General features: G+C 48.0%; 19 protein-coding genes. 15 read left to right on the forward strand and 4 right to left on the reverse strand.

Going from position 1 to position 23,891, the window contains the following annotated elements:
- The first annotated feature begins 173 nt into the window (after positions 1-173).
- The 7 genes from R4537_RS11015 (at position 174) to R4537_RS11045 (ending at position 8,469) form a co-directional block, all read left to right on the forward strand.
- Positions 174-1,436, forward strand: coding sequence for an imelysin family protein (locus R4537_RS11015; protein ID WP_071179499.1), 1,263 nt, complete (start codon positions 174-176; stop codon positions 1,434-1,436).
- A gap of 331 nt (positions 1,437-1,767) precedes the next feature.
- Positions 1,768-3,153, forward strand: a complete 1,386-nt coding sequence (locus R4537_RS11020) for a di-heme oxidoreductase family protein (RefSeq protein ID WP_071179500.1) — start codon at positions 1,768-1,770, stop codon at positions 3,151-3,153.
- A 9-nt stretch (positions 3,154-3,162) separates the two neighbouring features.
- A complete protein-coding gene (locus tag R4537_RS11025) occupies positions 3,163-4,170 on the forward strand; it encodes an imelysin family protein (RefSeq protein WP_071179501.1) in 1,008 nt (335 codons plus the stop codon).
- A complete protein-coding gene (locus tag R4537_RS11030; protein ID WP_071179502.1) occupies positions 4,160-5,233 on the forward strand; it encodes a DUF1513 domain-containing protein in 1,074 nt (357 codons plus the stop codon). The genes R4537_RS11025 and R4537_RS11030 overlap by 11 nt, the downstream gene beginning before the upstream one ends.
- Positions 5,234-5,483: 250 nt before the next feature.
- Entirely contained in the window at positions 5,484-7,055 is a 1,572-nt protein-coding gene (locus R4537_RS11035; RefSeq protein ID WP_071179503.1) for a L,D-transpeptidase family protein, read from the forward strand.
- A 145-nt stretch (positions 7,056-7,200) separates the two neighbouring features.
- Positions 7,201-7,749 (forward strand): peptidoglycan L,D-endopeptidase MepK, encoded by a 549-nt coding sequence (mepK, locus tag R4537_RS11040; protein ID WP_032479948.1) that lies wholly within the window; start codon positions 7,201-7,203, stop codon positions 7,747-7,749.
- 63 nt (positions 7,750-7,812) lie between these two features.
- Positions 7,813-8,469 (forward strand): MBL fold metallo-hydrolase, encoded by a 657-nt coding sequence (locus R4537_RS11045; protein ID WP_000058360.1) that lies wholly within the window; start codon positions 7,813-7,815, stop codon positions 8,467-8,469.
- On the opposite strand, the gene R4537_RS11050 is transcribed toward R4537_RS11045, so the two are convergent.
- Positions 8,463-9,137 (reverse strand): DUF2982 domain-containing protein, encoded by a 675-nt coding sequence (locus R4537_RS11050; protein WP_071179504.1) that lies wholly within the window; start codon positions 9,135-9,137, stop codon positions 8,463-8,465. The two genes, R4537_RS11045 and R4537_RS11050, sit on opposite strands and share 7 nt — an antisense overlap.
- A 172-nt stretch (positions 9,138-9,309) precedes the next feature.
- On the opposite strand from R4537_RS11050, the gene R4537_RS11055 reads away from it, so the two are divergent.
- The 6 genes from R4537_RS11055 to R4537_RS11080 all read left to right on the forward strand — a co-directional run bounded on the left by R4537_RS11055 (position 9,310) and on the right by R4537_RS11080 (position 15,209).
- Positions 9,310-9,708 carry a hypothetical protein gene (locus R4537_RS11055; protein ID WP_071179505.1) on the forward strand — a complete coding sequence of 133 codons (399 nt, stop codon included), beginning with the start codon at positions 9,310-9,312 and terminating at the stop codon, positions 9,706-9,708.
- A gap of 385 nt (positions 9,709-10,093) precedes the next feature.
- Positions 10,094-11,188 carry a TRAP transporter substrate-binding protein gene (locus tag R4537_RS11060; RefSeq protein WP_071179580.1) on the forward strand — a complete coding sequence of 365 codons (1,095 nt, stop codon included), beginning with the start codon at positions 10,094-10,096 and terminating at the stop codon, positions 11,186-11,188.
- Between the two features lie 101 nt (positions 11,189-11,289).
- Positions 11,290-11,823: a TRAP transporter small permease subunit gene (locus tag R4537_RS11065; protein ID WP_001257145.1), complete on the forward strand. Its 534-nt coding sequence runs from the start codon at positions 11,290-11,292 to the stop codon at positions 11,821-11,823.
- A gap of 9 nt (positions 11,824-11,832) precedes the next feature.
- Positions 11,833-13,116 (forward strand): TRAP transporter large permease, encoded by a 1,284-nt coding sequence (locus R4537_RS11070; RefSeq protein ID WP_071179506.1) that lies wholly within the window; start codon positions 11,833-11,835, stop codon positions 13,114-13,116.
- A 106-nt stretch (positions 13,117-13,222) separates the two neighbouring features.
- Complete coding sequence (locus R4537_RS11075; RefSeq protein WP_071179507.1) at positions 13,223-14,578, forward strand: cache domain-containing protein; 1,356 nt, start codon at positions 13,223-13,225, stop codon at positions 14,576-14,578.
- Positions 14,571-15,209 (forward strand): response regulator transcription factor, encoded by a 639-nt coding sequence (locus R4537_RS11080; RefSeq protein ID WP_000360442.1) that lies wholly within the window; start codon positions 14,571-14,573, stop codon positions 15,207-15,209. Before R4537_RS11075 ends, R4537_RS11080 begins: the two co-directional genes overlap by 8 nt.
- Before the next feature lies 1 nt (position 15,210).
- Here R4537_RS11080 and R4537_RS11085 read toward each other — a convergent pair whose 3' ends face one another.
- Positions 15,211-15,690, reverse strand: coding sequence for a MarR family winged helix-turn-helix transcriptional regulator (locus tag R4537_RS11085; RefSeq protein ID WP_000410818.1), 480 nt, complete (start codon positions 15,688-15,690; stop codon positions 15,211-15,213).
- Positions 15,691-16,065: 375 nt separating this feature from the next.
- Between R4537_RS11085 and R4537_RS11090 the strand changes: the two genes are divergently transcribed.
- Entirely contained in the window at positions 16,066-17,667 is a 1,602-nt protein-coding gene (locus tag R4537_RS11090) for a BCCT family transporter (protein ID WP_071179508.1), read from the forward strand.
- Positions 17,668-17,721: 54 nt separating this feature from the next.
- On the opposite strand, the gene mdoH is transcribed toward R4537_RS11090, so the two are convergent.
- Positions 17,722-19,857 (reverse strand): glucans biosynthesis glucosyltransferase MdoH, encoded by a 2,136-nt coding sequence (mdoH, locus tag R4537_RS11095; protein WP_235859134.1) that lies wholly within the window; start codon positions 19,855-19,857, stop codon positions 17,722-17,724.
- Positions 19,858-19,929: 72 nt separating this feature from the next.
- Positions 19,930-21,567 carry a glucan biosynthesis protein G gene (locus R4537_RS11100; protein ID WP_071179510.1) on the reverse strand — a complete coding sequence of 546 codons (1,638 nt, stop codon included), beginning with the start codon at positions 21,565-21,567 and terminating at the stop codon, positions 19,930-19,932.
- Between the two features lie 404 nt (positions 21,568-21,971).
- Between R4537_RS11100 and R4537_RS11105 the strand changes: the two genes are divergently transcribed.
- On the forward strand, positions 21,972-23,855 hold the full coding sequence (locus R4537_RS11105; RefSeq protein WP_071179511.1) for a methyl-accepting chemotaxis protein: 1,884 nt from the start codon (positions 21,972-21,974) through the stop codon (positions 23,853-23,855).
- Positions 23,856-23,891 lie beyond the last annotated feature (36 nt).

Raw genomic sequence — 23,891 nt, forward strand, 5'->3', positions numbered from 1 at the left:
GTTTTATAAATAGATTCGCGTTACTGCCGATAATATCGCATGTTATTAAACCCCGCACTTGTGGGGTTTTTTGTGTGTTCAGGTTGAAAAAAAATTGTAAATTTGTATTATTTGCATCGAAATAACAAATGATAATAATTTGCAATTCATATCAAGCTCAACAAGGACGCTCCATGAACGTTAAGTCTATTCTCTCTTCCGCCATCTTAGCTTCACTGACGCTCACTACATCAGCAAGCTTCGCTGCAGCGCCAACTCAAGCCCAAGTGGTTGAACATTATGCCGATATTGCGCATGCCGTTTATGCCGATTCACGTGTGACTGCGCAGCAACTGCAAAAAACCATCGACCGTTTCTTACAAGCTCCGACCGCACAAGGTCTGGAAGAAGTGAAACAAGCGTGGTTGGCGGCGCGTGTGCCTTATCAACAATCAGAAGTGTTCCGTTTTGGTAACGCGATTGTCGATGACTGGGAAGGTCAGTTGAACGCGTGGCCGCTAGATGAAGGTTTGATCGATTATGTGGCAGGAAGTTATCAACATGAACTGGGCAATGAAGGCGCAAATGCCAATATCATTGCCAATACTGCACTGACCATTGGCGCAACGAAAGTTGATGTGAAAGAGATCACGCCTGAGCTGCTGGCCAGCCTCAACGAAATCGGTGGCTCTGAAGCCAACGTGGCATCGGGCTACCACGCGATTGAATTTCTGTTGTGGGGACAAGATTTAAACGGCACCAAAGCCGGTGCCGGTGCTCGCTCATACACGGATTACCTGCAAGGCAAAGCCTGTACCAATAATCACTGTGATCGCCGTGCACAATACCTCAAAGCCGCCGCGCAACTTTTGGTGACCGATCTTGAGTGGATGGAGAAGCAGTGGGCGAGTGGTGAAAAAGACAATTATCGCCAGCAACTGCTGAGTGAGTCAGCGGAAAATGGTCTGCGCAAAATGCTGTTTGGTATGGGTTCGCTCTCACTGGGTGAATTGGCGGGTGAGCGTATGAAAGTCGCGCTAGAAGCGAATTCAACCGAAGATGAGCATGATTGCTTCTCGGATAACACGCATAACTCGCACTACTACAACGAGCAAGGTATCTACAATATCTACACAGGTAGCTACACTCGCGCCGATGGTTCTGAGCTAAAAGGCCCAAGTCTGTACCAATTGGTTGCAGAGAAAGATGCCAATGCGGCAAAAGAGATCCTGCAACAGTTTGAAGCGGCGCGCACGCAAGTGGGTGAGTTAGTCACGGCAGCTGAAAAAAATAACCAACACTTTGATCAACTGATCGCGGCAGATAACGCGGCAGGTCACGCGATTATCAATCAAGCCATTCTGGCGCTCGTGGCACAAACGGGTTCGATTGAACGCGCGGCAGGCATCATCGGGATCGATAATCTAAACCCAGATACGGCAGAGCACGAGTTTTAATCTCGTCACTGTCCCTATCCCTTTCTTCGCGCAATGGCCTTTGGTTTATGCATGGAGAAAGGGATAACTTATTTTCGCAATAAAACCCAATACCGCTTTACGTCAATGATAATTCCTAAATAGTTTGGTATGCAGCGTCAATTCCGCGGCTACTTATAGCCTTCCTACTTGAAGCTGCAGCAGTGTTGGCTACGTTCGTTCACCCCAATCAGATAGTGTATCTATGCTCATGGGGATGAACTTACTTGCCGCCTACCTGCAACGCCAAGTAGTTTGGGTATATACGGTAAAGGGAATCAGGGATTGGGCCGTTTTTTACAGGAACCATGTCATGAAGTCGTCTTTATCTCTGTTATTACTCACGAGCGCCTTGAGCAACCTTGCTTTGGCAACAGAGATTAAATCGGGTGGGGAAACCAGTACCACGAAAGAGGGAGCCAATGCGTTTTCCATGCCGGCCGCGAATTTGCCGATGGCGAAACGCCTTGATTTTAGTGTTGGTAACAGCTTTTTCCGCAATCCTTGGGTTCCCGCTCCCGCTTCGACGGATGCGCGCGACGGACTAGGACCTCTTTTTAATACCAATGGCTGTCAAAACTGCCACATTAAAGACGGGAGAGGCCATCCACCAGAGCCTAATGACACCCAAGCGGTTTCCATGCTGGTGCGTTTGAGTATTCCTGCGGTTACTGAGCAGCAAAAAGCCATCTATGCGGTCAATGGCGTAGTGCCAGAGCCGACTTATGGCGGGCAGCTACAAGATTTTTCGCTACCCGACCAAAAGCCAGAAGGGCGAATCCACATTACGTATGATGAAGTGGTGGTCACTTTTGCCGATGGTACTCCTGTGGCACTTCGGAAACCGAACCTAAAGATTTTGGATCTCGCTTATGGTGAGATGCACCCAGATGTGCAAATGTCGGCGCGGGTTGCGCCGCCGATGATTGGACTTGGACTGTTAGAAGCGATCCCGGATGCGACCTTATTACAGTGGGCTGACCCTGAGGATCGCGATGGCGATGGTATTTCCGGCCGTGTTAACCAAGTGCGCGATGTACGCACTGGCGAAATGGCGATTGGCCGTTTTGGCTGGAAAGCGGGCCAACCCAACATCATGCAGCAAAATGCGGCGGCCTTTAATGGCGACCTAGGATTAACCAGCCATCTCTTTCCGCAAGAAAACTGCACCGAAAAACAGACAATCTGTCGTGATTTACCGAATGGTGGCTCACCAGAAGTGAGCGATAACATTCTGGATTTCGTGGAGTTTTATGCTCAGCACTTGGCGGTGCCTGTGCGCCGTAACGTGCAAGATCCACAGGTACAACAGGGGGAGAACCTGTTTGCTCAAGCGGGTTGCCAATCTTGCCATAAAACCAATGTGTTGACGCAAGAGCTGGCTGAACGTCCCGCGCTTTCCAAGCAGCGAATTCAGCCGTACACCGATTTGCTGCTGCATGATATGGGCGAAGGCTTGAGTGATGGTCGTCCAGAGGCTTTTGCATCTGCGCGTGAATGGCGTACTGCCCCTTTGTGGGGGATAGGTTATACCCAAGAAGTCAATGGCCACACCTATTTCTTGCATGATGGCCGTGCGCGCAATGTGCTGGAAGCGGTGCTGTGGCATGGTGGTGAAGCGCAGGCGAGCCGCGATAAGGTACTGCAGTTTGATAAAGCGCAGCGTGAAGCGCTAGTGGCCTTTTTGAATTCACTCTAGGAGAGAAGGATGAAAAAAACAGTGACTCTGCTAGCGGTGTCTTTACTGGCGGCGTGTCAGAGTGCTCCAGACATGGAGCATCCTAGCCAAGCGGTATTCGAGCTAGAGCGTGAATATGCCCACATTCTCGCTGAGCAAACCAAGCAGTTACAGCAGCGTATGGCTCACTATTGCCAAGCGCCGACGACGGATATATCACCACTGAAACAAGAGTGGCAAGCCAGCATGCAAAGTTGGATGGCCTTACAAGGACAGCAGCGTGGGCCGAGTGCTGCATTAGATTTGAGCTGGAATATGCAATTCTGGCCAGATAAAAAAGACACGACTGGGCATAAAATGAAGCAGCTGCTCGCCAAACCACCAGTATGGGAAGTCGACGATATTGCAAAACAGAGTGTGGCAGTGCAAGGGTTGGGTGCATTGGAATGGCTCATTTTCGATAGCGCATCGCCTTTGCTGACTGCACCGCAGCAAGCTTGTCCAGCCGCGATGGCCATCAGCGCGACTGTGCAGCGTAATGCCACTCACATTGCTAAGGCTTGGCAAGAGAACCCATGGCAATCTTTGGATGATCGCACTTGGCGTGCGGAGTACATCGCGCTGCTTTCCAATCAGTTGGAGTTTACGCTCTCTAAGCTCAATCGGCCGCTGGCCAACATTGGTCAGCCACGGCCTTATTTTTCGGAGTCGTGGCGATCGAAAACTTCGCTGAGCAATATGCGTTATAACTTGTTGGCGATTCAAGCCTTATACCTTGCCGATGGTAAAGGTATGGATGCGATGCTGCGCCAACAAGGTATGGTTGCCAAGGCGGATCGCGTCACCACGCAGTTGGCCGGGATTATCGAAACTTGGCCGCAGCAAGCAAGCCTGTTTGATTTGCTGCAAACCAAAGCGGGGTATCGCGAGGGTTTAGTTTTGCGCGACAAGCTCGAGCAACTGAACTATTTACTGCACGACGAAGTGGCTGTGGGACTCGGTGTGGTCATAGGGTTTAATGCAACCGATGGTGACTGATGCAACACGTCGCCACTTATTGCAAGTGGCGCTTTTTGGCTGCACGACACCTTGGCTAATCAGCGGTTGTAGCTCTGCGCGATCGCCACAGCCAGCCTTGATTGGTTGTGCAATAGAAGGGCGAGAGCGCTTTAGTGTAGTGATGGCAGATAACGCTGGGCAGGCGGTCGGTAAGCTTGCCTTACCTGCTCGGGGGCATGGTATTGCCATTCACCCAACGTTGCCGCATGCAGTGGCTTTTGCACGCCGCCCCGGTCAGTTTATGTCGGTGTTTGATTATCAAACGGCGCAGCAAATTGTGTTGCGTCCCGCCGATAGCCAGCGTTACTACTACGGACATGGTGTCTATTCACATGATGGTCGCTACTTATACGCCACGGAAGGGGAGCAGAAAACCAGTCGTGGTGTGATTGGCGTTTATGATGTGACTCACCACTATCAAAAAGTCGCGGAATGGAGCGGTTTTGGGATTGGTCCTCACGAAGTGATCTTGATGGCCGATGGTCGCTTAGTCGTGGGGGTCGGAGGCGTCCACACTTTTGGCCGTGAACCGTTAAATCTAGAGAGTATGCAGCCAAGTTTGACTTATCTCTCAGCACACGGTGAGGTACTGGAGCAAATCACTTTACCTGATCGCCATCTGAGCATCCGTCATTTGGCGCATGATGGGGATAACACTGTCCTGTGTGGTCAACAATATCGCGGCCAGCCAGACGATTATCCTCCCTTAGTTGCCATGCACACAGGAGCAGGTCCGCTTAAGCCATTACAAGCAGAGCCTGAGCAATGGGCGCGTTTTAATCACTATATTGCCAGTATTGCGGCGACCGATGAGTGGATTCTTGCCACTTCTCCCCCTGGAAATTGCTATGGGATCTGGTCAAGAGCTACGGGTGAATTGGTGGAATTAGCCGCTTTAGCCGATGCTTCTGGCGTGGTTGTTCGCCATGGTGCTTTTCAAATCAGTTCGGGGTCGGGCAAAATCATTTTGCAGTCTGCACCTGCGCTCTCGCAATCGCATATGAGTAATGTGATGTGGGACAACCATTGGTCAGCGATCTAGGTATAACCCTCCTACTTGAAGTGGCCGCGGTGTTGGCCACCTTTGTTCACCCCCATAGTCTCTCTAGGTTTATGGGGATGAACGTACTTGCCGCCGCCTTGCTTGCCGTCATCCTGCAATGCTCATTCGTTTGGGAATAGAACGACCGACGATAAAGATGAGACATGAGTGAAAATACTCCTATCAATAGCTTAATTTTGCGGCTGAGTTTTGCCATACTTAGTGCATCTTCAGCCAGTAGGGCGTTTTGATGAAAAGCCGAGTCGTTGCCGCTATCGCATTGTTATTCTTTGTTATTCCGTGTTCTGCTACCCAGCGTTTTGTTGAATTAGGGTGGATTGATAGCAGTTCGTCGGTCAATAAACAGATCACTAACCCAGCTTTGGTTGAGCAAATCTACCAAATTAGTAATGATCAGTTACTGTGGAGTGATCTTGCTACGGTGAACCATTTAGAAGCTCAGCTTGAGGTGATCCACCGTGCGAGTTTTAGCCCTTTATTTAGCCGACAACTTTTAGCGCTGAAAAGCTATCGCCAACAAGATAGATGGCATGAGTATGACGTGTTGGCGACCGACACTTTACTGCAATACCTCAGCTATGCTGAGCAGGCACCGAAAATCGGTATTGCTTGGTTTTTTGAAGGTCAACTTGATCAACCTCTTGCTCCGCCGAGTGAAGAGGCGCAACTGGCTTTGCATATGGCAATTGGCAACCAGTCACTCGCTCGCTTAATGGATGAATACACCCCACAAGACCCTACTTATCAGCAACTGCTGCACGCGTATCAATCGCTCTCGAGCATTGAGTTTAGTGAGGTGGCACTTTACGTGCAGATGGAGCGGCTTAAGCGTCCGGGTGACCCATTAAGCCACCGTGAAGCTTTAATGCAACGTTTAGCTCTGGTGAATCTGGATACTACATCCATCTTAAATGATGTGGCCTATTACGATGCCTCGCTTGAAAAACCGATTAAGCAGTTTCAAAGGATGCATGGCTTGCAGCCTGATGGCGTGATTGGTCCACAAACCATGAAATGGCTGAATAAATCCGTGACTGAGCGACTTGCCTTGTTAGCGCTTAATGCAGAGCGGATTCGATTATGGCCAACCCAACAAGACAGTATGATTGTGGTCAATGTGCCCGGTTTTGAGATGAAGTATTGGGATGCGGGACGCGAAGTGTTTGAAGCCAAGGTGGTGGTGGGCAAAACCACCAGACCGACACCGGTGATGAATACCAAACTCGATTCACTGATCATCAACCCAACCTGGAATGTGCCGCATAAAATCATGGTGGAAGACATTCTGCCAATGGTGAAGCGTGATAGTGAGTATCTCGCCAATCATCGTATGGAAATCATTCGTGGTTGGAGCGATCCGGAAGTGATTGATCCTGAGCTGATTGATTGGGAAGCCGTTGAACCGGAAACCTTCCCATACCGTCTTCGCCAACAGGCAGGCGTGCAAAATGCGCTTGGTATATACAAGTTTAACACCCCCAATTCACGCGCTATCTATCTGCATGATACACCGAGTAAGCATCTATTTAATAACGCGTCTCGGGCGTTCAGTTCTGGCTGTATACGGGTAGAAAACGCTGAAAAGTTTGCGCAAGCCTTGCTCGAAAATCAAGGCATTACTCTGAACGATTTTCCGGTGAGCACCCAAGCGATCGCGCTCAAAAAGCGCATTCCAGTCCACATCATCTATCAGACTGTGTGGTATGAAGAAGGTGCGCTGCATTATCGTGATGATATTTATCACTATGATGCTTTAGCTCTCGGCAATGGTGACGCGTCTCCAAGTTTGACTAAAATTTGACAGCGGAAATTTTTCCTTTCTGTTCAATAAGTAAGAGAAAATCTATCCAAAATCAGTGATAGTTAGCACGTTTTATGCATTTGATATCGAACCCAGAGTCCGGTACTTTCCGTATCGATAGAGCCCAGTTCGGTAGGTAATTAAAGTGCAAACAACACGTCGAGATTTCTTAAAACTGACTGCGGGTGGTTTAATCTTAGCCTCCTGTACGCCTAGCATCGCGTTCGCGAGTTATGCCGCCAAGCCAAGAGAATTGGCATTAAGCAACTTACATACAGGCGAAAGTATTGAAACGCGCTATTTCAATGGTAAAAACTACGTTCGTTCAGAATTGAAGCGGCTCAATCATTTATGTCGTGATTTTCGTCGTGACGAAGTGCACGCCATGGATAAGCTATTGTTTGATCAACTGTGCCAAATCCAATTGCTACTCGGCACTCAAGCCGAAGTGCACATTGTCTCTGGTTACCGCTCTCCGGTGACCAATAAACAACTGCGCAGCAAATCAAAAGGTGTAGCTAAGAAAAGCTACCATATGTCTGGGCAGGCCATCGATTTTCGTTTGGATGGCGTGTCGTTAAAGAAAATCCGTGAAGCGGCAATCAGTTTGCAAGCGGGTGGTGTCGGTTTCTATCCGAAAAGCCAATTTATTCATATTGATACCGGGCCCGTACGCCAATGGGTTGGAGCCTAACTTGTCAAAAGCGGGCGTTAATGACATAGTGCCTGCCAGTTAAGAATCAGACAGGATAGGTTTATGTCTTTACAATATCAGGTGGTGCCTGTTACGGCCTTTGCCCAAAACTGCTCTATCGTGTGGTGTGATGAAACCATGGAAGGAATAGTGGTGGATCCGGGTGGTGATGTGAAACAACTGGCAATGTTGATCGCGGAGCTAGGCGTAAAAGTAACCCAACTGGTACTGACTCATGGTCACCTTGATCACGTTGGTGGTACGCAGTCACTGGCGCAAGCTCTCGGTGGAACTCAGATTGTCGGGCCGCATAAAGCGGATAATTTCTGGTTACAAGGGCTCGAAGGGCAAAGCAAAATGTTTGGCTTTCCGCTTACGGAAGCCTTTGAACCTGATGAGTGGCTCGATGATGGTGATGTTATTCACTTTGGTCAGCAAACTCTGCAAGTTATCCATACTCCCGGACATACACCAGGTCATGTTGTGCTGTTTAGTGAAGCGGCGCGTTTGGCGTTTGTGGGTGATGTGCTGTTTAATGGCAGTATTGGCCGTACGGATTTCCCGCAAGGGGATTTCAATACTCTGATTGCGTCTATCAAAAATAAACTTTGGCCGCTAGGCAGCGATGTCACCTTCATCCCCGGTCATGGACCCCAATCTACCTTTGGCCGTGAACGTGCCAGCAACCCATTTGTCGCGGACGAAATGCCGCTTTACTGACCATGTTCTGGCTCGGCAGCGGCAAGATAGCGCCGAGCCAATCCGACAAACTCTTCCGCACTGCGATCCAAGTCCTGCTCTGAAATAAAAATATCGTAACCAAAGAAGTCACGTTGATACTGCATTCGATTAGCCAGCATGGCTTGCAGTCCGGTGTATTGTTTACCCTCGGCGTCCACATAGGGTGTGGAGTCCAAGACCAGATCTTCAAATTGATGATGCCGCGCTTTTTGTTGAGCACCGAGATAGAGTAAGGCGCGTTGGCTGAGCAACAGTTGGGTCGATAAGCGAGGACAAATACTGTTGAGGTAGGGCGCGTAATGTTTAAGACGAATGCCAACCCAAGGTAGAGGTTGATGCCAGCCTTCCCGCTCGTAACTACACACGCCAATCTGGCTGATATTATTCCATTTCACCACCCAACCACCTTGATAAAAATGCTGCTGGAAATGGGTTGCCGTTAATGTGTAAGCCACTTGGCCTTTTAACATCAACCAGTAGGCAATACCTGCCCAAGCCATGAGCGCAAGTATTCCGACCAAGGCTTGCAAAAATGATTCGGCGACGCCAATCACCACCAAAGTGATAAGGCCAGCCAAGGCTAACAGTCCCTTTATCACGAAAGGTGTGAAATGGATCTGATGATTGTAAAGTTGCAAAGTGGGCATGCCCTTCTCACTCTTTGGCCGTGTCGCCCAAATTATAGTCATCTGAGTGGGCTAAAGATCATTTGTCGTCAAGAACTTGACCTCATCCCTACAAACGTCGAACGTAATTTGCTATAAAGCGCGCTTCAAAATTTTATGACTGCCTTTGGGCAGCGAAATGGAGACCGACCCGATGAGACTAGCTCATAAGCGTAAAGTGCAGGCTAAGCTGCAAAAACGCATTAAAGCGATCGTTGCCAACCTTGCCACGGTAAAAGTGACGGTAAAATCGAGCACCACTGTGCAGCAACCTGCGCAATCCGTGCACTCAAAGGCCCTTTCGGCACACCAATCTGAGCAAGCGGCAACGCCAACGGTGACTTGTCAACTGACGCCAAAACAGCAGCAAGTCCTTGAGATTGTACGTGGCGCAGTTGAGGGGATTAACCCCAAAGCGATTGGTTTGCTGGCAGGCCAAGAGGAAGCGAAAGCTTCTGCATGGGCCGCGGGCGCGCTAAAAAAACTGCTCGATGAAAAGCTGGTTGAGAAAAACCAAGTCGGCAATAAAGTGACTTACACTCTGACGATGTAAGCTCTAAGCAAAGCTCCGTTCTCGGAGCTTTGCTACTGCTGATTAAGGTGTCTACTGGCTCCTAGTTCACTTGAGCTGTTATTGTCTTGCAAGTGATAGCTATGCCTTTGTCACATTTTTTACTCTTTTCTTTAAAATCCCCTCACGTAGGAATGACTACGTATTTCCCTCCCATACGCTTATTAATCTTTCTTTATGCTTTTGTTTTTAAATTATTTTTATTTTTATCTTACGTAGTAATACTTAAGACGAATGGCTAAGTTGTGCGGTTGGAGTGTTACTTGGCTGCGTGGTCTCGCCGATTTCTTGTCTTACGAATATCGACCACATTGTTGACGAGCCTGTTGCAGGGTGCGCAGGTATGGATAACCAAGGACGTCAAACCATGAGTCTGATTCATCAGTCTGTATCACGAGTTATGAAGCGAAGCGTGCTGCTTATTGCGGCGGGTGTTGCGCTGTTCACAACTTCCGCTTTTGCAGAAGAGAAAGTTTACCGTTTAACACTGGCTGAGACATGGGGACCTAACTTCCCAATCTTCGGCGACACCACAAAGAATATGGCGGCAATGGCAAAGAAAATGTCCAATGGCCGTTTACAAATTCGCATTGATTCTGCCAACAAACATAAAGCGCCACTGGGTGTGTTTGATATGGTTAAATCGGGCCAATACGACATGGGACACTCCGCGTCTTATTACTGGAAAGGCAAAGTTCCGAACACTTTGTATTTTACCTCTATGCCTTTTGGTATGACGACGGGCGAGCAATACGCATGGTTCTACCACGGTGGTGGTATGGAGTTGATGGAGAAGGTTTACTCTCCACACAATATGCTTTCATTCCCCGGTGGTAACACCGACGTGCAGATGGGTGGCTGGTTCCAAAAAGAAATCAACAGCGTTGCAGATCTGCAAGGGCTGAAAATGCGCATTCCCGGTTTTGCCGGAGAAGTGTTAGCGGAGCTCGGTGCCAAACCCACCAACATTGCTCCGGGAGAGCTATACACCTCGCTCGAGCGTCGCACAATTGATGCGCTAGAGTGGGTAGGGCCGTCACTTGACTTACGTATGGGGTTCCACAAGATTGCGCCTTATTACTACACCGGTTGGCATGAGCCAGCAACTGAGCTGCAATTCTTAGTCAACCAAAAGACGTGGGATAAATTGCCTGAAGATCTACGTGAAATCTTACGTGTTGCGATGCGCACTGCTGCTTACGACATGTATGTTCAATCAGTTCATGAAAGTGGCAAAAACTGGGTTTCGATTACCCAAGAGTTCCCAGATGTGAAAGTAAAAACCTTCCCAGCGCCTGTGATTAAAGCCCTGCGTGAGGTTAACGACCGACTACTGGCGAAACACGCAGCAGAAGATCCACTGGCTAAAGAGATCCAAGAATCACAAGCCAACTATCTGAAACAAACACGCAGTTGGACAGATATTTCACTGCGAGCCTACCTCAATAGCGAATCACAATGATAAGCTGAACTGCGTGTGCAGGAAGCCCAAGAAAAGCACATAACGATAAGCTCCGTGCACATTCGTGACACGGAGCAATTTGATTAGACAGGGAGTGTGTAATGAGAAGTCTGATTTATGTTGAGCGGTTATTTAACCGTCTTAGCGATCTACTGGGGTGGCTCTCCAGTATTCTGTTTATTCTGTTGGTGGCCAATGTCGTGTATGACGTGGTGATGCGCTATGCCTTTAACGATGTTTCTATCGCCTTTCAAGAATTAGAGTGGCATCTGTTTGCCACGGTTTTTTTGCTTGGTATTCCTTACGCCATTAAAGCGGGCGGCCATGTACGAGTCGATCTGTTCTATGAACGTTTATCGATGAAAGCACAGGCGGTGATCGACATTCTTGGCACTCTGTTTTTCCTGTTGCCGTTCTGCTTGTTGGTGGTCTATTTCGGGATCGACTTTGCCAAAGAAAGCTACGCTCTGGGTGAAACGTCCGGTGACCCGGGTGGTTTGCCATATCGTTGGATTATCAAGGCGATGATCCCAGTCTCTTTCACTTTCATGGCGATAAGTGGTGTCGGCTTGATCATCCACTCGCTCAATAAAGTGTTTAACCCACGTCTGATGCACGCAGACCAAACTAAGTAAGGGAAACGTATGATTGGTATTGTGATGTTTTTCGTTGCCCTGTTTGCGCTATTACTGGGTTTCCCCGTTGCTTTTACCTTTGGGGGCATTGCGCTGATTTTTGGCGTGTGGGCTGAAGGCATAGAGATGTTTGCGTTTATGCCTTACCGCATTCAATCAATCATGGAAAACACCGTGTTAATGGCGGTGCCGCTGTTTGTGTTTATGGGTTTGGTGCTACAAAAAACCAAGCTGGCGGAGCAGCTATTAGAGTCGATGGGGCGCTTATTTGGTGGCATTCACGGTGGTGTGGCGATATCTACCGTGTTGGTGGGCACTTTACTCGCCGCCTCGACAGGGGTAGTGGGTGCATCGGTAGTGGCGATGGGGCTAATTTCACTGCCTGTGATGCTCAAATACCGTTACGACAAAGGGTTGGCGTGTGGCACCATCTGTGCGTCGGGGACCCTTGGGCAAATCATTCCACCTTCTATCGTATTGATTCTATTGGGGGATGTACTTGGGGTTCCGGTTGGCGATCTGTTCCAAGCCGCACTCTGGCCGGGTTTGATGTTGGTGGCGGCGTATATCATTTACATCCTGATTTACGCCAAGCTGAATCCGCAAGCGGCGATGCCTATTGAACCTGATGCCGATTTATCACGTCGTCAAGAAGTGGTGAAAGCACTGAAAGCGGTTATCCCGCCGTTGGCGCTGATTGTGGTGGTTCTGGGCTCGATTTTCGCTGGTGTGGCGACGCCCACAGAATCCGCAGCACTTGGTGGTGCGGGCGCGATTTTACTGGCATTGGCGTATGGTCAATTCAGTTGGTCAATGGTCTATGATGCCTCTAAAGAAACCGTCAAAGTGACTGCTATGGTGTTTGCTATCTTATTGGGTGCGACCGCGTTCTCGATGGCGTTTACTTATACCGGTGGTGATGAGTTGGTAGAAGAATGGATGATGAATCTGCCAGGAGATAAATGGGGATTCTTGATTGTCACTATGTTGGTGATCTTAATTCTGGGTTTCTTTATCGACTTCGTAGAAATCTGTTTCATCATCGTACCGATTTTGGCTCCAGTCGCTGTGCTGATGGATGTGAATATGACGTGGTTTGCTATCTTAGTTGCGATGAACTTGCAAACATCGTTCTTAACTCCCCCGTTCGGCTTTAGTTTGTTCTATTTGAAAGGGGTTGCGCCAAAGTCGGTCACCACCATGGACATCTACCGCGGCGTAGTGCCCTTTATCCTGATCCAGATTTTGGTTTTGATTTCGTTGATGGTATTCCCAAGCTTTTATGGAATGTGATCCGACTCAAGAGTGAGCGTATCGAAATTCAATCCACAACAACAAGTTGTTAGAGTGAAACTGCTTTTCGAAGGGTCGGAAAGCAGTTTTTTTATGGGGAAATGGAATGCCTCTCAAAGCCAAATTGATTTTGCTGGCTTTACTGCCTCTCTTAATTGCCACAGCAAGCATCAGTTGGATTTCGATTCATCAGGCGAAAACCTTAGGCCAGCGTGAAATTGAGATCTTCCGAGCTAAGCTGATGGAAGAGCGCGAAACCTCACTCAAAGACAGCGTCGAAGTGGCGTTTGATGCGGTGAGGTTGATTGCCAATAATCCCAACTTAAGTGAAGCGGAAGCCAAACAGCAGGTCAAAGCGGTATTAACCAATATTCGTTATGGCTCTGATGGCTATTTTTTCGCTTATGATGCTCAGGGCACGAACTTAGTGCATCCGATCCAACCTGAGCTGGTAGGGCAAAACTTATGGCAGTTGCAAGATGAACGCGGTGACTTTCTCATCCAAGCGCTTCTTTTCCAAGCCCAATCGGGTGGTGGGTATCACCAATATTTGTGGCGCAAACCCTCAAGTGGAGAGACTGTCCCTAAACTCAGCTATTCGGCTTGGCTTGACGACTGGGAATGGATGATCGGCACCGGCTTGTACATTGAAGATCTCAGTTATGAAGTTGAGAAGATGCAAGCGGCCGTCAACGCTAATATCGATACCACCTTCTTTTCAGTCGTGGTGATTTTGATAGTTACGGTGGCGGTGATCATTGTGTTGACCTTAGCCATCAACCTGCATGAACACCGTTTGGCGGATAAGAATCTCAAAGATTTGGTACACAAAACCGTGTTGTTTCAGGAAGATGAAAAGAAGCATCTCGCCCGCGAGCTGCATGATGGAATTAATCAGTTATTGGTATCTAGCAAGTGTCATCTTGAGTTACTGGCAAACCAGTTAAACGATCCAAAACAGATCGTGCATCTGGAAAAATCCCAGCACTCGTTGATCACTGCAATTAATGAAGTTCGGCGAATCTCGCACCATTTACGCCCCAGTGCGCTAGATGATCTCGGTTTACAAGCGGCACTCACGACGCTGCTTGAGGATTTCAAACTGCATTCACAAATGGAGATCGAGATGTTGTTTGATACCCAGCCGGGCAAGCTAAAATCGGAAGTGGCCACCACACTGTATCGAGTGGTGCAAGAGTCACTCAATAATATTGAAAAACACGCCAAAGCCGAGAAAGTCACGGTGTTACTGCAGCAAATGGGTGATATGTTGCAGCTTATGGTGCGTGATGATGGGGTAGGATTTTCCAGCAAAGAAGCGCTGCAAAAGCGCGGGATTGGTTTACGTAACATGCGCGAACGTGTCGAGTTTATTGGTGGTGAATTTGAATTAAGCAGCGAGCCACAATTGGGCACCGAAATTACGGTTTTACTGAAGTTGGATGGAAGTGTTTATGGATAAACCAATCAGAGTGGTGATGGTGGATGATCATCAGGTGGTGTTAGAGGGTTTTATTGCGCGTTTAGAGCAAGAGCCGGAAATCGAGGTCGTCGCCACGGCGAGTAATGGATTGGAAGCTTTAGAATTGGTCAAACTTCACCAACCGGATGTGGTGCTGATGGATGTGAGTATGCCGATCATGAACGGTATTGAAGCCACCCGCTTGATCAAAGAAGAAGTTCCTCACACCAAAGTATTGATGCTGACCATGCATGATAACCGCGAGTACATTATGCAAGTGATGCAAGCCGGCGCAATGGGCTACATGCTCAAAGAAATCTCAGCACTGAAAATGGTGCAAGCGATCAAAACGGTTCATCAAGGCGCGACGTACTTCTGTGAATCCACCACCTCAACACTGTTTAGCCAAGAGATTTTACCCGTGGCGAATAAGCCAAACCCGCTGAGCCGCCGTGAAGAGGCGATCTTACGTATGGTTGCACAAGGTTGCAGCAGTAAAAAAATCGCGACCTTGCTGAATATCAGCTATCGCACGGTCGAAACCCATAGGCAAAATATTAAGCATAAGCTCGACATCCACTCCACGGCAGAGTTAGCTCAGTACGCGCTACAACATGGTTTATTGGAATGAACTATTCTGGCTGCGTAATGCTACCAATCGTCAGCATCGGCGCGGCATCCATATCTTGCGCGTTCATCATGGCTGAGATGCGTTGTACAGAAGAGAGCAGTAAGCTCTGTTCCCAATCTTGTAATTGATGGAATTGCTCAACAAAGCTCTCTTGTAAAGGCTGTGGGGCTTGTGCGAGTAGCTTACGCCCCTCATCGGTTAAGTGAGCATGAACTTTGCGTTTATCACTGTTACTGCGCACGCGCTGCACATAGCCGTTACGCTCCAATCGATCCAAAATCGTGGTAGCGGTGCCTTGGCTCATATTGGTATGCACCGCGAGCTCACGAATTGTGACCTGTTCACCTAAGTCATGAATTGAACGCATCAAAATCAATTGGGGGCCGGTGAGTCCTGCGTCCTTATTAAGTTTTTTGGAGTGTAGGTCAATGGCGCGGATGATCTGGCGCAATGCGACTAATACTTCTTCGTGCTTTTCCACAGAGGGTTCACCCAGTTTGTGCTGAATCTGTCGCGAACCATACCTTACTTGCCTTGATTTTTAAAGTATTGAGCTAAGAGTAATCCATGGCGTTACTGCGATGGATTTTGCTTTTTATATTCCACTTAGATGCTTTGAGTGAGAATTAAATTTTGGTGGTTTCTGATGTCGACCATTTGAAATAGACAAAGGGTTTTCTGTCTTAAATTGGCTTAAATGCTCTATATGGTGGATCTTTTCTGTGATCTATGTAAAATAATCGTGCTTTTAATGAATGAAATTAACAATGAGTACAAAGCAATTTGTGATTAAAAAACCGAAAATGCTTTGTTGTCATTGTTGTTGAGCTCGATTTAAATGACTCAGAGAGGGTACATGACAAAAGAAATTGATAAGTACAGTATCGATAATACGGATTACACCGTAGGCCAAGATAATGTACAGAAATGGGGGTTTGATGTGCACAACCCCGTGTTTGGGATCAGTGCAGGTTTGATCGCTGCATTTTTACTACTGACCGTACTCGTAGACGCTCACCAAGCTAAGATTGGGCTTGATACCGTAAAGCAGGGCATTATTGCGAGCTTCGACTGGTTGTTTATCTGGTCGGGTAACTTATTCCTACTATTTTGCATCGTATTGGTCCTTTCACCGTTTGGCAAAATTCGGTTAGGTGGACAAGCCGCGCAAGCGGACCACTCTTTTCTATCTTGGTTATCGATGCTGTTTGCTGCAGGGATGGGGATTGGTTTGATGTTCTGGAGTGTTGCAGAACCCGTGGCCTATTATACGGGCTGGTATGAAACACCACTGGGCGTAGAAGCCAACACTCCTCAAGCTGCGCAACTGGCGATGGGAGCAACCATGTTCCACTGGGGACTTCACCCGTGGGCCATTTATGGTGTTGTTGCTCTATCATTGGCTTTTTTCTGCTACAACAAAGGCTTGCCACTTTCAATGCGCTCGGTTTTTTATCCGCTACTGGGTGATCGCGCTTGGGGATGGGCGGGGCATGTGGTCGATATTCTTGCGGTATTAGCCACGCTGTTTGGTTTGGCAACGTCTCTCGGTCTTGGGGCGCAGCAAGCGGCTTCTGGTATCCACCATGTATTTGGTTTTGAATCGGGCATTGGGCTACAAATTGCGGTGATCTGTGTGGTGACGGGTTTAGCCACATTGTCTGTGGTTCGAGGTATTGATGGCGGGGTGAAAGTCATCTCTAACATCAATATGATTGTCGCGTTTTTATTGCTCGCACTGGTGGCAGTGATTGGTTATAGCGTCACATTGACTTCGATTCCGACGACTTTAATGGCTTACCTACAAAACTTAATTCCGCTGAGTAATCCTCATGGCCGTGAAGATGAAGTGTGGTTCCAAGGTTGGACGGTCTTCTACTGGGCATGGTGGATTTCATGGTCACCGTTCGTGGGCATGTTCATCGCACGTGTTTCTAAAGGACGTACCATTCGTGAATTCATTGTGGCGGTCTTATTGATCCCAACGTTAGTGACACTGGTGTGGATGTCGGTATTTGGTGGCCTAGCAGTAGAGCAAGTGATTAATGAAATCGGCGTGTTAGGTCAAAATGGCTTAACCGATGTTTCGCTGGCCATGTTCCAGATGTTTGATTCGCTGGTTTTCGGTAAGGTGCTATCTGTGATTGCCGTGGTGCTGGTTCTGGTGTTTTTTATCACGTCGTCAGATTCGGGTTCACTGGTCATTGACAGTATTACCTCAGGCGGCAAATTGGACTCACCAGTATTGCAGCGTGTATTTTGGGCGGTACTCGAAGGCGCAGTCGCGGTTGCACTGCTATGGATTGGAGGCACGGAAGCGGTACAAGCGCTGCAAGCGGGCGTTATCTCTACAGCCTTGCCATTTACGGTGATCTTGCTACTGATGTGCGTCAGCTTATGGAAAGGGTTAAAAACCGAACCTGAGTTTAGTGCGACACCGCTATCAAGCAATTCATAAAAGGCATAAAAAAGTCCGGCATTTATGCCGGACTTTTAGATAATCAATGGTGTCTTAGGCTCTTTGGAGTGCCTGTGGTTCAATGGTGTCATTGATAAGTGTTGGTGGCAGTTTAGCGACTTGCTGAATCAGCAGGGGATTACCCAGAACATAACTCAGTTCGACTTTGGTCAGGAGTGCCAGTAGGCTTTCTTGACTTTCCGCTTCCTGTACTTTAATGCGTGCTACTGCATCTAAAGGTTCAATCGCGGTTCCGGGTTGACGTGACGGCAGTTTATCCATCATCGCAATATGTAAAGCGATCAAGTTTTGATCGGCAAGTACCATTCGAGCGTTCCACACTTCCTGAAGATCAGATACATACTCGTCACGACGGGCTTGGGCAGCAAGCACAATCTCCGGTGTTTCAATCTCTTCTGGTGTTGCAAGAATACGTTTTTGCTTAAACCAAGCCCCGATGGTGTATGAGGCTGTGATCCCAGAAAGTGGCACAGAGAACCACAAACCGATTAAGGCCGGAGACATCCACGCTAGCAGAGTCCATGAGTCGAGCATCGCTGCATAACCAAGGAGCAATCCAGCGGTCATGTGCCAACGGTGGCGGTACAGCAAATCTTTGATTGGCAAACTACCGTCATCACGTCGTTGAGGAGCCCAACCACTATCTCGCCCAAACAGGATCGATATAACGGCTCCGCAGTGGATGAGCATCATGATTGGCGCGACTAGTGCAGAGAGCAGGATCTCAGTAATCGCGCTGAGTATGACTCTCACTCTTCCCCCTAATGTTCGACACATGTCACCATCAAACATCAGTAGCAGTAATCCGAAAATTTTCGGGCTAAATAGAATACCCATGGTGATGTAAAACAATTGCAACGCGCGTGTTGAGTCCATGACCGGCCAAGTCGGGAACAGTGAAAACTGCTCGGTAAAATATTCAGGACGAATATAGTGCGCTTGCAGTGCCAGCAACAAACCAGACAAGATTAACAGCAACCAAAATGGTGAAGATAGATAAGACATAATGCCCGTGGTGAGGTGCAAACGACTGACCCAGTGTAGGCCTCTTGTAGCAATGATACGGCTATGCTGTAAGTTACCTTGGCACCAACGGCGATCACGTACTGCTAAATCAATAATCGAAGGAGGGCACTCTTCAAAAGAGCCACTGAGATCAGCGGCAATGGTGACACTCCAGCCTGCACGACGAATTAAAGCGGCTTCAACGAAATCATGACTGAGAATATGTCCACCAAAAGGCGGTCTACCAGATAAATGCGGTAGGCCAGCGGCACTCATAAAGGCTTCGGTACGAATAATCGCGTTGTGTCCCCAGAAGTTACCTTCTTTTTGCACCCACCAAGCCAGACCAGTACCGACCACTGGACCATAGATGCGAGCGGCAAACTGCTGCACACGAGCCATGAGCGTCGTACCATTGATTAGCGCAGGAATGGTTTGAATCAATCCAGCATCTGGGTCACTTTGCATGCGTTGAGCCAATGAAATCATGGTAGTTGGCTGCATAACGCTATCGGCATCTAATACTAATAAATGGTCATACCCAGAACCCCAACGACGGCAAAAATCGGCGACATTACCGGCTTTGCGCGCAATGTTTTTACGCCGCCGCCGATAGTATACGTTAGCTTTGTTTGCGGTTTGCTGGCGTAGTAACCAGAAGGCTTGTTCTTCAGATAGAGCCACCTCAGGGTCGGTGGTATCGCTGAGAATAAACCAATCGAAGGCATGCCCGTGTTCCGTATCCGCTAGAGCTAAAGCCATGGTTTCGACTGCGGCAAAGACGCGATCTGGTGCTTCGTTATAGGTTGGCATCAAAATCGCTGTTCGTGTCGTTAGGGGCAGGTCTAGGGGAGCGGTTTGTTTGCGGCTAGCGAGGACAAAAAATCCGGCAATTGAGCTTGAGAAGGCTAAAGCAATCCAGCAGAAGTTGATGGCAAAGAGAACCAAAACAGCGTATTCGATGGGGGTCAGTCTACCAACTAAAAATACGCCGCGCATTTCAAAAATAGCAAAAGCAGAAATAAGTAAAGCGAAGCCGACGACGAACACACGTCGCCAAGAGCAGGATTTAACCCCATCCGTTTTAATCGGGTCGCGCGGAAAACCCTCACTAAGTCGTTTAAGATTTTGTTCCGGCATCTCGCCGTGCTGTTCTGGCGGCATGGCAGAGCCCCCCATTAACTGGGAGGCTCCTTTTTCAACCATTGGGTTTGTCATAAAAAATCCGAGTACTAACTACAGGGTCCAACGATACAGCCAAGTTTCCACTGGACGTGCTTCTTTCAAAATTAGCTCTGCACGCAATTCGGCCAGCGTAACTTCGGTTGGATCAAATTCAAATGATAAGCGATAGCCATTGTTGGCAGGGTTATCACGTAATACAACGTTACTGATTACCCCAGCATTACTGCGCACTTTTGGTTCTGGCATTTGCGCAGGTTTTACACCTTGGACTTGGTAATCAATCACAAATAAACGTTTTGGTGTTGGTTTAGCAATATCGGCACGTCCACTCGCAGTGCGGCTCACAGTGATCGCTTGTGGATTCTTTTCAGGCTGAGCGCCCCAGTTGAGGTGGTAAGAGAAACGATATTCGCTACCTGCCGCAAGTGGTTGAGCTGGCTTCCAGAAAGCAACGATGTTGTCGTGAATTTCTGATTGAGTTGGAATTTCTGTCAACACAACAGCACCAGGACCCCAGTTACCGACCGGTTCAACCCACAGACTTGGGCGTTTTTCGTAATGAGCTTCCAAATCTTGGTAGTTCGCGTAATCGCGCTCACGCTGCATCAGGCCAAAACCTTGCGGTGAGTTATCCATAAAGGCGCTCACTTGCAGTGTGCTAGGGTTAGCCAATGGACGCCACAAACGCTCACCACGTCCGTTGATCATCAATAAACCATCAGAATCATGTACAGAAGGACGGAAATCATCAGTCTTCTCACGGCCATTTGGCGAATGCATGAACATACTGGTTGCTGGCGCTAGACCAACTTTGCTTAACTCTACACGTGGGAAGAGTACCGCCTCGACGTCCATACGAGTATTTTCTCCTGGACGAATAGAGAAACGATAGGCGCCAGACACGCTTGGGCTATCCAGTAGGGCATGAACCACAATCAAGTTGGTGTCGTAGTTTGGCTTCTCCACCCAGAATGCGCGGAAAATAGGGAACTCTTCACCCGTAGGATCGGCAGTTTTAATGGCTAAGCCACGAGCAGATAAGCCATAAGCATTGCCTTTACCCAGAGCACGGAAGTAGCTTGCTCCTTGGAATACAAATAGTTCATCAAAATATGCTGCACTATTGAGAGGGTAATGTACACGAAGGCCACTATAACCAATATCTTCAGTAGGCAGGTTCTGTTGTAGAACTTCGCCAGCGGTGAACATATTCGGATCGTAGCTTAAATGTGTGGCTTTATTGCCTTCAACAAGCGCAATTTCAATCAGATCTTGGAAGAAGAAACCACGATGGAATAGTTGCATTTGGTATGGCAAACCATCAGATTTCCACACAGCGCTATCGGGTTTAAAACGAATATCACGATACTCATCATAACTGATCTTAGCCAAACTCTCCGGTAGCGGATCTTTTAAAGCAACATAAGGCTTTTTCGCCAACTGGCGAGCTAGACGAACAACGGTGTCGTTCTCAAACGATCCTGTTTTGGCAAAGCGAACCACATTTTTAACTTCGCCAGCTTTTGTTGGCTTAGTAGATTCTGAATTGACTGCAGAAGAGGCGCTAGTATTTTTAATGTCTGTAGCAAAACCATCATCAGACATTAATAAAGAAGCCCCAAACAACAGGGAGAAAAGTACAATCAGTTTTTGCGCATGACGTTGCACGGCGCTGGACACACGAATCATATAGAAATGAACCGATAACAAAGTGAAATACGAAGATAGCTTAAGAGTTTACTGCAATTTTGCTGACCGGGCGGTATAACAGGAAATTGCAGGTCTCATTTAAGCGCGAAAGATAACAGAACTGTAAAAAAATGCACAACATATGTTGTTGAGAACTGTCTTTATCAGATATTTTCTATTCATAAGCTTATATCCTTTAGCTATATGTGATTTTGCGAGGGGAATCACGTTGTGTGGAGATTGAAAGTTTGGTAGCAGCCAGTAATTCCTGTTTAAGGCCTTATAACATAAATGGTTAATTTAGGTCTGTGATAAGTTGTCAGAAAAAATGACAAAACGAGTGCGCTTTAATCGAATAGTGTTTAATATCGCGACTCCTTCGTTCCAACTTTTTGTTTAAAATAATGAAATTAACACTAAAACACAAACTGATTGGCGCAAGTTTATCGGCAGTGGTGGTAATGGCGACGGCATTGACTTGGTTTTCCGCCAGTCAATTGCAACAGCAAACCAGCAATGCGGTTTATACTCGTGCTGACGCAATTTCTTCGACCGCTGCTAAAGGCATCTCAGATTGGATTTCTATCCGTAAATCAATTAGTACTGCGTTTAATGCTCATATTGAAGCACAAGATGTTGTCCCTTATCTGCAACAAGCACGCAATGCGGGTGGTTTTGACGATATTTTTTACGGTACGACTGACGGCGCGATGTATCGTTCGCATCCAGAGCGTAATCGTGCGGATTATGATCCACGTACGCGCCCTTGGTATAAAGATGCAGCCAGTGCGGGTAAGCAGATCATCACCACCGCTTACAGTGATGCGATAACTGGCGCACTGCTTGTGACGATTGCAGAACCTGTTCGCCTTAACGGTAATATGAGTGGTGTGGTTGGCGCCGATGTCCTCATTGATCAGCTGATTGCGGACGTGATCAGTATGGATGCAGGAAAAAATGCACAAACCATGCTGATTGATGGTCAAAACGGTTCGTTTTTAGCTCATCCAGAAAAATCCTTATTATTGAAGCCTGTTACCACGCTCACCTCTGCCTTAGATATGCGCACTATTGAGCGTGCCGCAGATCAAGGTCAATTGCTCGCGCTTAAACTGAATGGCGTAGCGAAGTTCTTCTTTTTCACCGCTGTACCTGATACTCCTTGGTATTTTGCGGTACAGATGGATAGCAATACCGAATACGCCTCTCATTCCGAGTTGTTAACAGGCCTTATCACTACTGCGCTGCTGATCACTGTGATTGTGGTTGTGATTGTCTCTTGGCTCGTCAGCTTCTTGTTCCGTGACTTGGGCCGTGTATCGAAAGCGCTGGAGGAAATAGCCTCTGGTGATGCCGATTTGACACAACGTTTAGAGCCTCGCAGTGATGATGAAGTCGGACAACTGGCAAGCAACTTCAATACCTTCGTGAGCAACATGCACACCATGGTACTCAAGTTAAGCCATGTTTCAGCCGCATTGGCGCAGCAGTCGAAAGTGACGGCGGCACAAGCGGAAGAGCGCAGTAGCCGAATTCGCTTGCAACAAGATGAAATCAACATGGTGGCTACCGCAATCAATGAGATGGCTGCTGCCACTCAAGAAATTGCGGGTAACGCGGATCACACGGCGCAAAACGCAGGTGAAGCCGTGACGGCGTGTGTCCATGGCGCAGGTCAAGTCACTCAAACGCAGCGTTCGATTCAATCTTTGGCTGAAGAAGTGCAAGTCGCGACCGAAGTCATTCAAGAGCTGGAAGCGCATGGTCACCAAATCAGTACGATTCTGTCGACGATTCAGAACATCGCTGAACAGACTAACCTACTGGCGCTCAATGCGGCCATTGAAGCTGCCCGTGCGGGCGAGCAAGGGCGTGGTTTTGCTGTCGTGGCTGATGAAGTTCGTGTGTTGAGCCAACGTACCCACGCGTCGACCAAAGAAATTCAGCAGATGATTGAAACGCTGCAAGCCACCACAGGTAAAGCGGTAGGTATTATGGACGACAGCCGTCGCCTCGCGGACACCAGTGTTGATGATGCTAATGAAGCTTCGGTTAGCTTGGAGCAGATCCATAAAACGGTAGAACGTATCAGTGATATGGCGACGCAAATTGCGTCAGCGGCTGAAGAGCAAGCCTCTGTGACTTCGGAAATCACTCGCAATACCGTAGGTATTCGTGATGTTTCAAATGATCTCGCGCAAGAAGCTCACTCCGCTGCTGAACAAGCTGCAGAGTTGTCTGAACTGTCGCATGAGTTAGAACAAGAGATCCGTCGTTTTAAACTGTAATGACGTCACAGACAAAGTTTGATTAAGGAGCGCTTG

The organism is Vibrio paracholerae (assembly GCF_037672085.1).
GTDB classification, from domain to species: Bacteria; Pseudomonadota; Gammaproteobacteria; order Enterobacterales; family Vibrionaceae; genus Vibrio; species Vibrio cholerae.

Coding starts and splice junctions, on each gene's coding strand:
- R4537_RS11090 (WP_071179508.1), top strand. CDS start 16,066: ATGACAAAAGAAATTGATAAGTACAGTATCGATAATACGGATTACACC.
- R4537_RS11055 (WP_071179505.1), top strand. CDS start 9,310: ATGAGACTAGCTCATAAGCGTAAAGTGCAGGCTAAGCTGCAAAAACGC.
- R4537_RS11035 (WP_071179503.1), top strand. CDS start 5,484: ATGAAAAGCCGAGTCGTTGCCGCTATCGCATTGTTATTCTTTGTTATT.
- R4537_RS11100 (WP_071179510.1), bottom strand. CDS start 21,567: ATGATTCGTGTGTCCAGCGCCGTGCAACGTCATGCGCAAAAACTGATT.
- R4537_RS11060 (WP_071179580.1), top strand. CDS start 10,094: ATGAGTCTGATTCATCAGTCTGTATCACGAGTTATGAAGCGAAGCGTG.
- R4537_RS11105 (WP_071179511.1), top strand. CDS start 21,972: ATGAAATTAACACTAAAACACAAACTGATTGGCGCAAGTTTATCGGCA.
- R4537_RS11020 (WP_071179500.1), top strand. CDS start 1,768: ATGAAGTCGTCTTTATCTCTGTTATTACTCACGAGCGCCTTGAGCAAC.
- R4537_RS11015 (WP_071179499.1), top strand. CDS start 174: ATGAACGTTAAGTCTATTCTCTCTTCCGCCATCTTAGCTTCACTGACG.
- mdoH (WP_235859134.1), bottom strand. CDS start 19,857: ATGCCGCCAGAACAGCACGGCGAGATGCCGGAACAAAATCTTAAACGA.
- R4537_RS11080 (WP_000360442.1), top strand. CDS start 14,571: ATGGATAAACCAATCAGAGTGGTGATGGTGGATGATCATCAGGTGGTG.
- R4537_RS11050 (WP_071179504.1), bottom strand. CDS start 9,137: ATGCCCACTTTGCAACTTTACAATCATCAGATCCATTTCACACCTTTC.
- R4537_RS11045 (WP_000058360.1), top strand. CDS start 7,813: ATGTCTTTACAATATCAGGTGGTGCCTGTTACGGCCTTTGCCCAAAAC.
- R4537_RS11030 (WP_071179502.1), top strand. CDS start 4,160: ATGGTGACTGATGCAACACGTCGCCACTTATTGCAAGTGGCGCTTTTT.
- R4537_RS11070 (WP_071179506.1), top strand. CDS start 11,833: ATGATTGGTATTGTGATGTTTTTCGTTGCCCTGTTTGCGCTATTACTG.
- R4537_RS11025 (WP_071179501.1), top strand. CDS start 3,163: ATGAAAAAAACAGTGACTCTGCTAGCGGTGTCTTTACTGGCGGCGTGT.
- R4537_RS11065 (WP_001257145.1), top strand. CDS start 11,290: ATGAGAAGTCTGATTTATGTTGAGCGGTTATTTAACCGTCTTAGCGAT.
- R4537_RS11075 (WP_071179507.1), top strand. CDS start 13,223: ATGCCTCTCAAAGCCAAATTGATTTTGCTGGCTTTACTGCCTCTCTTA.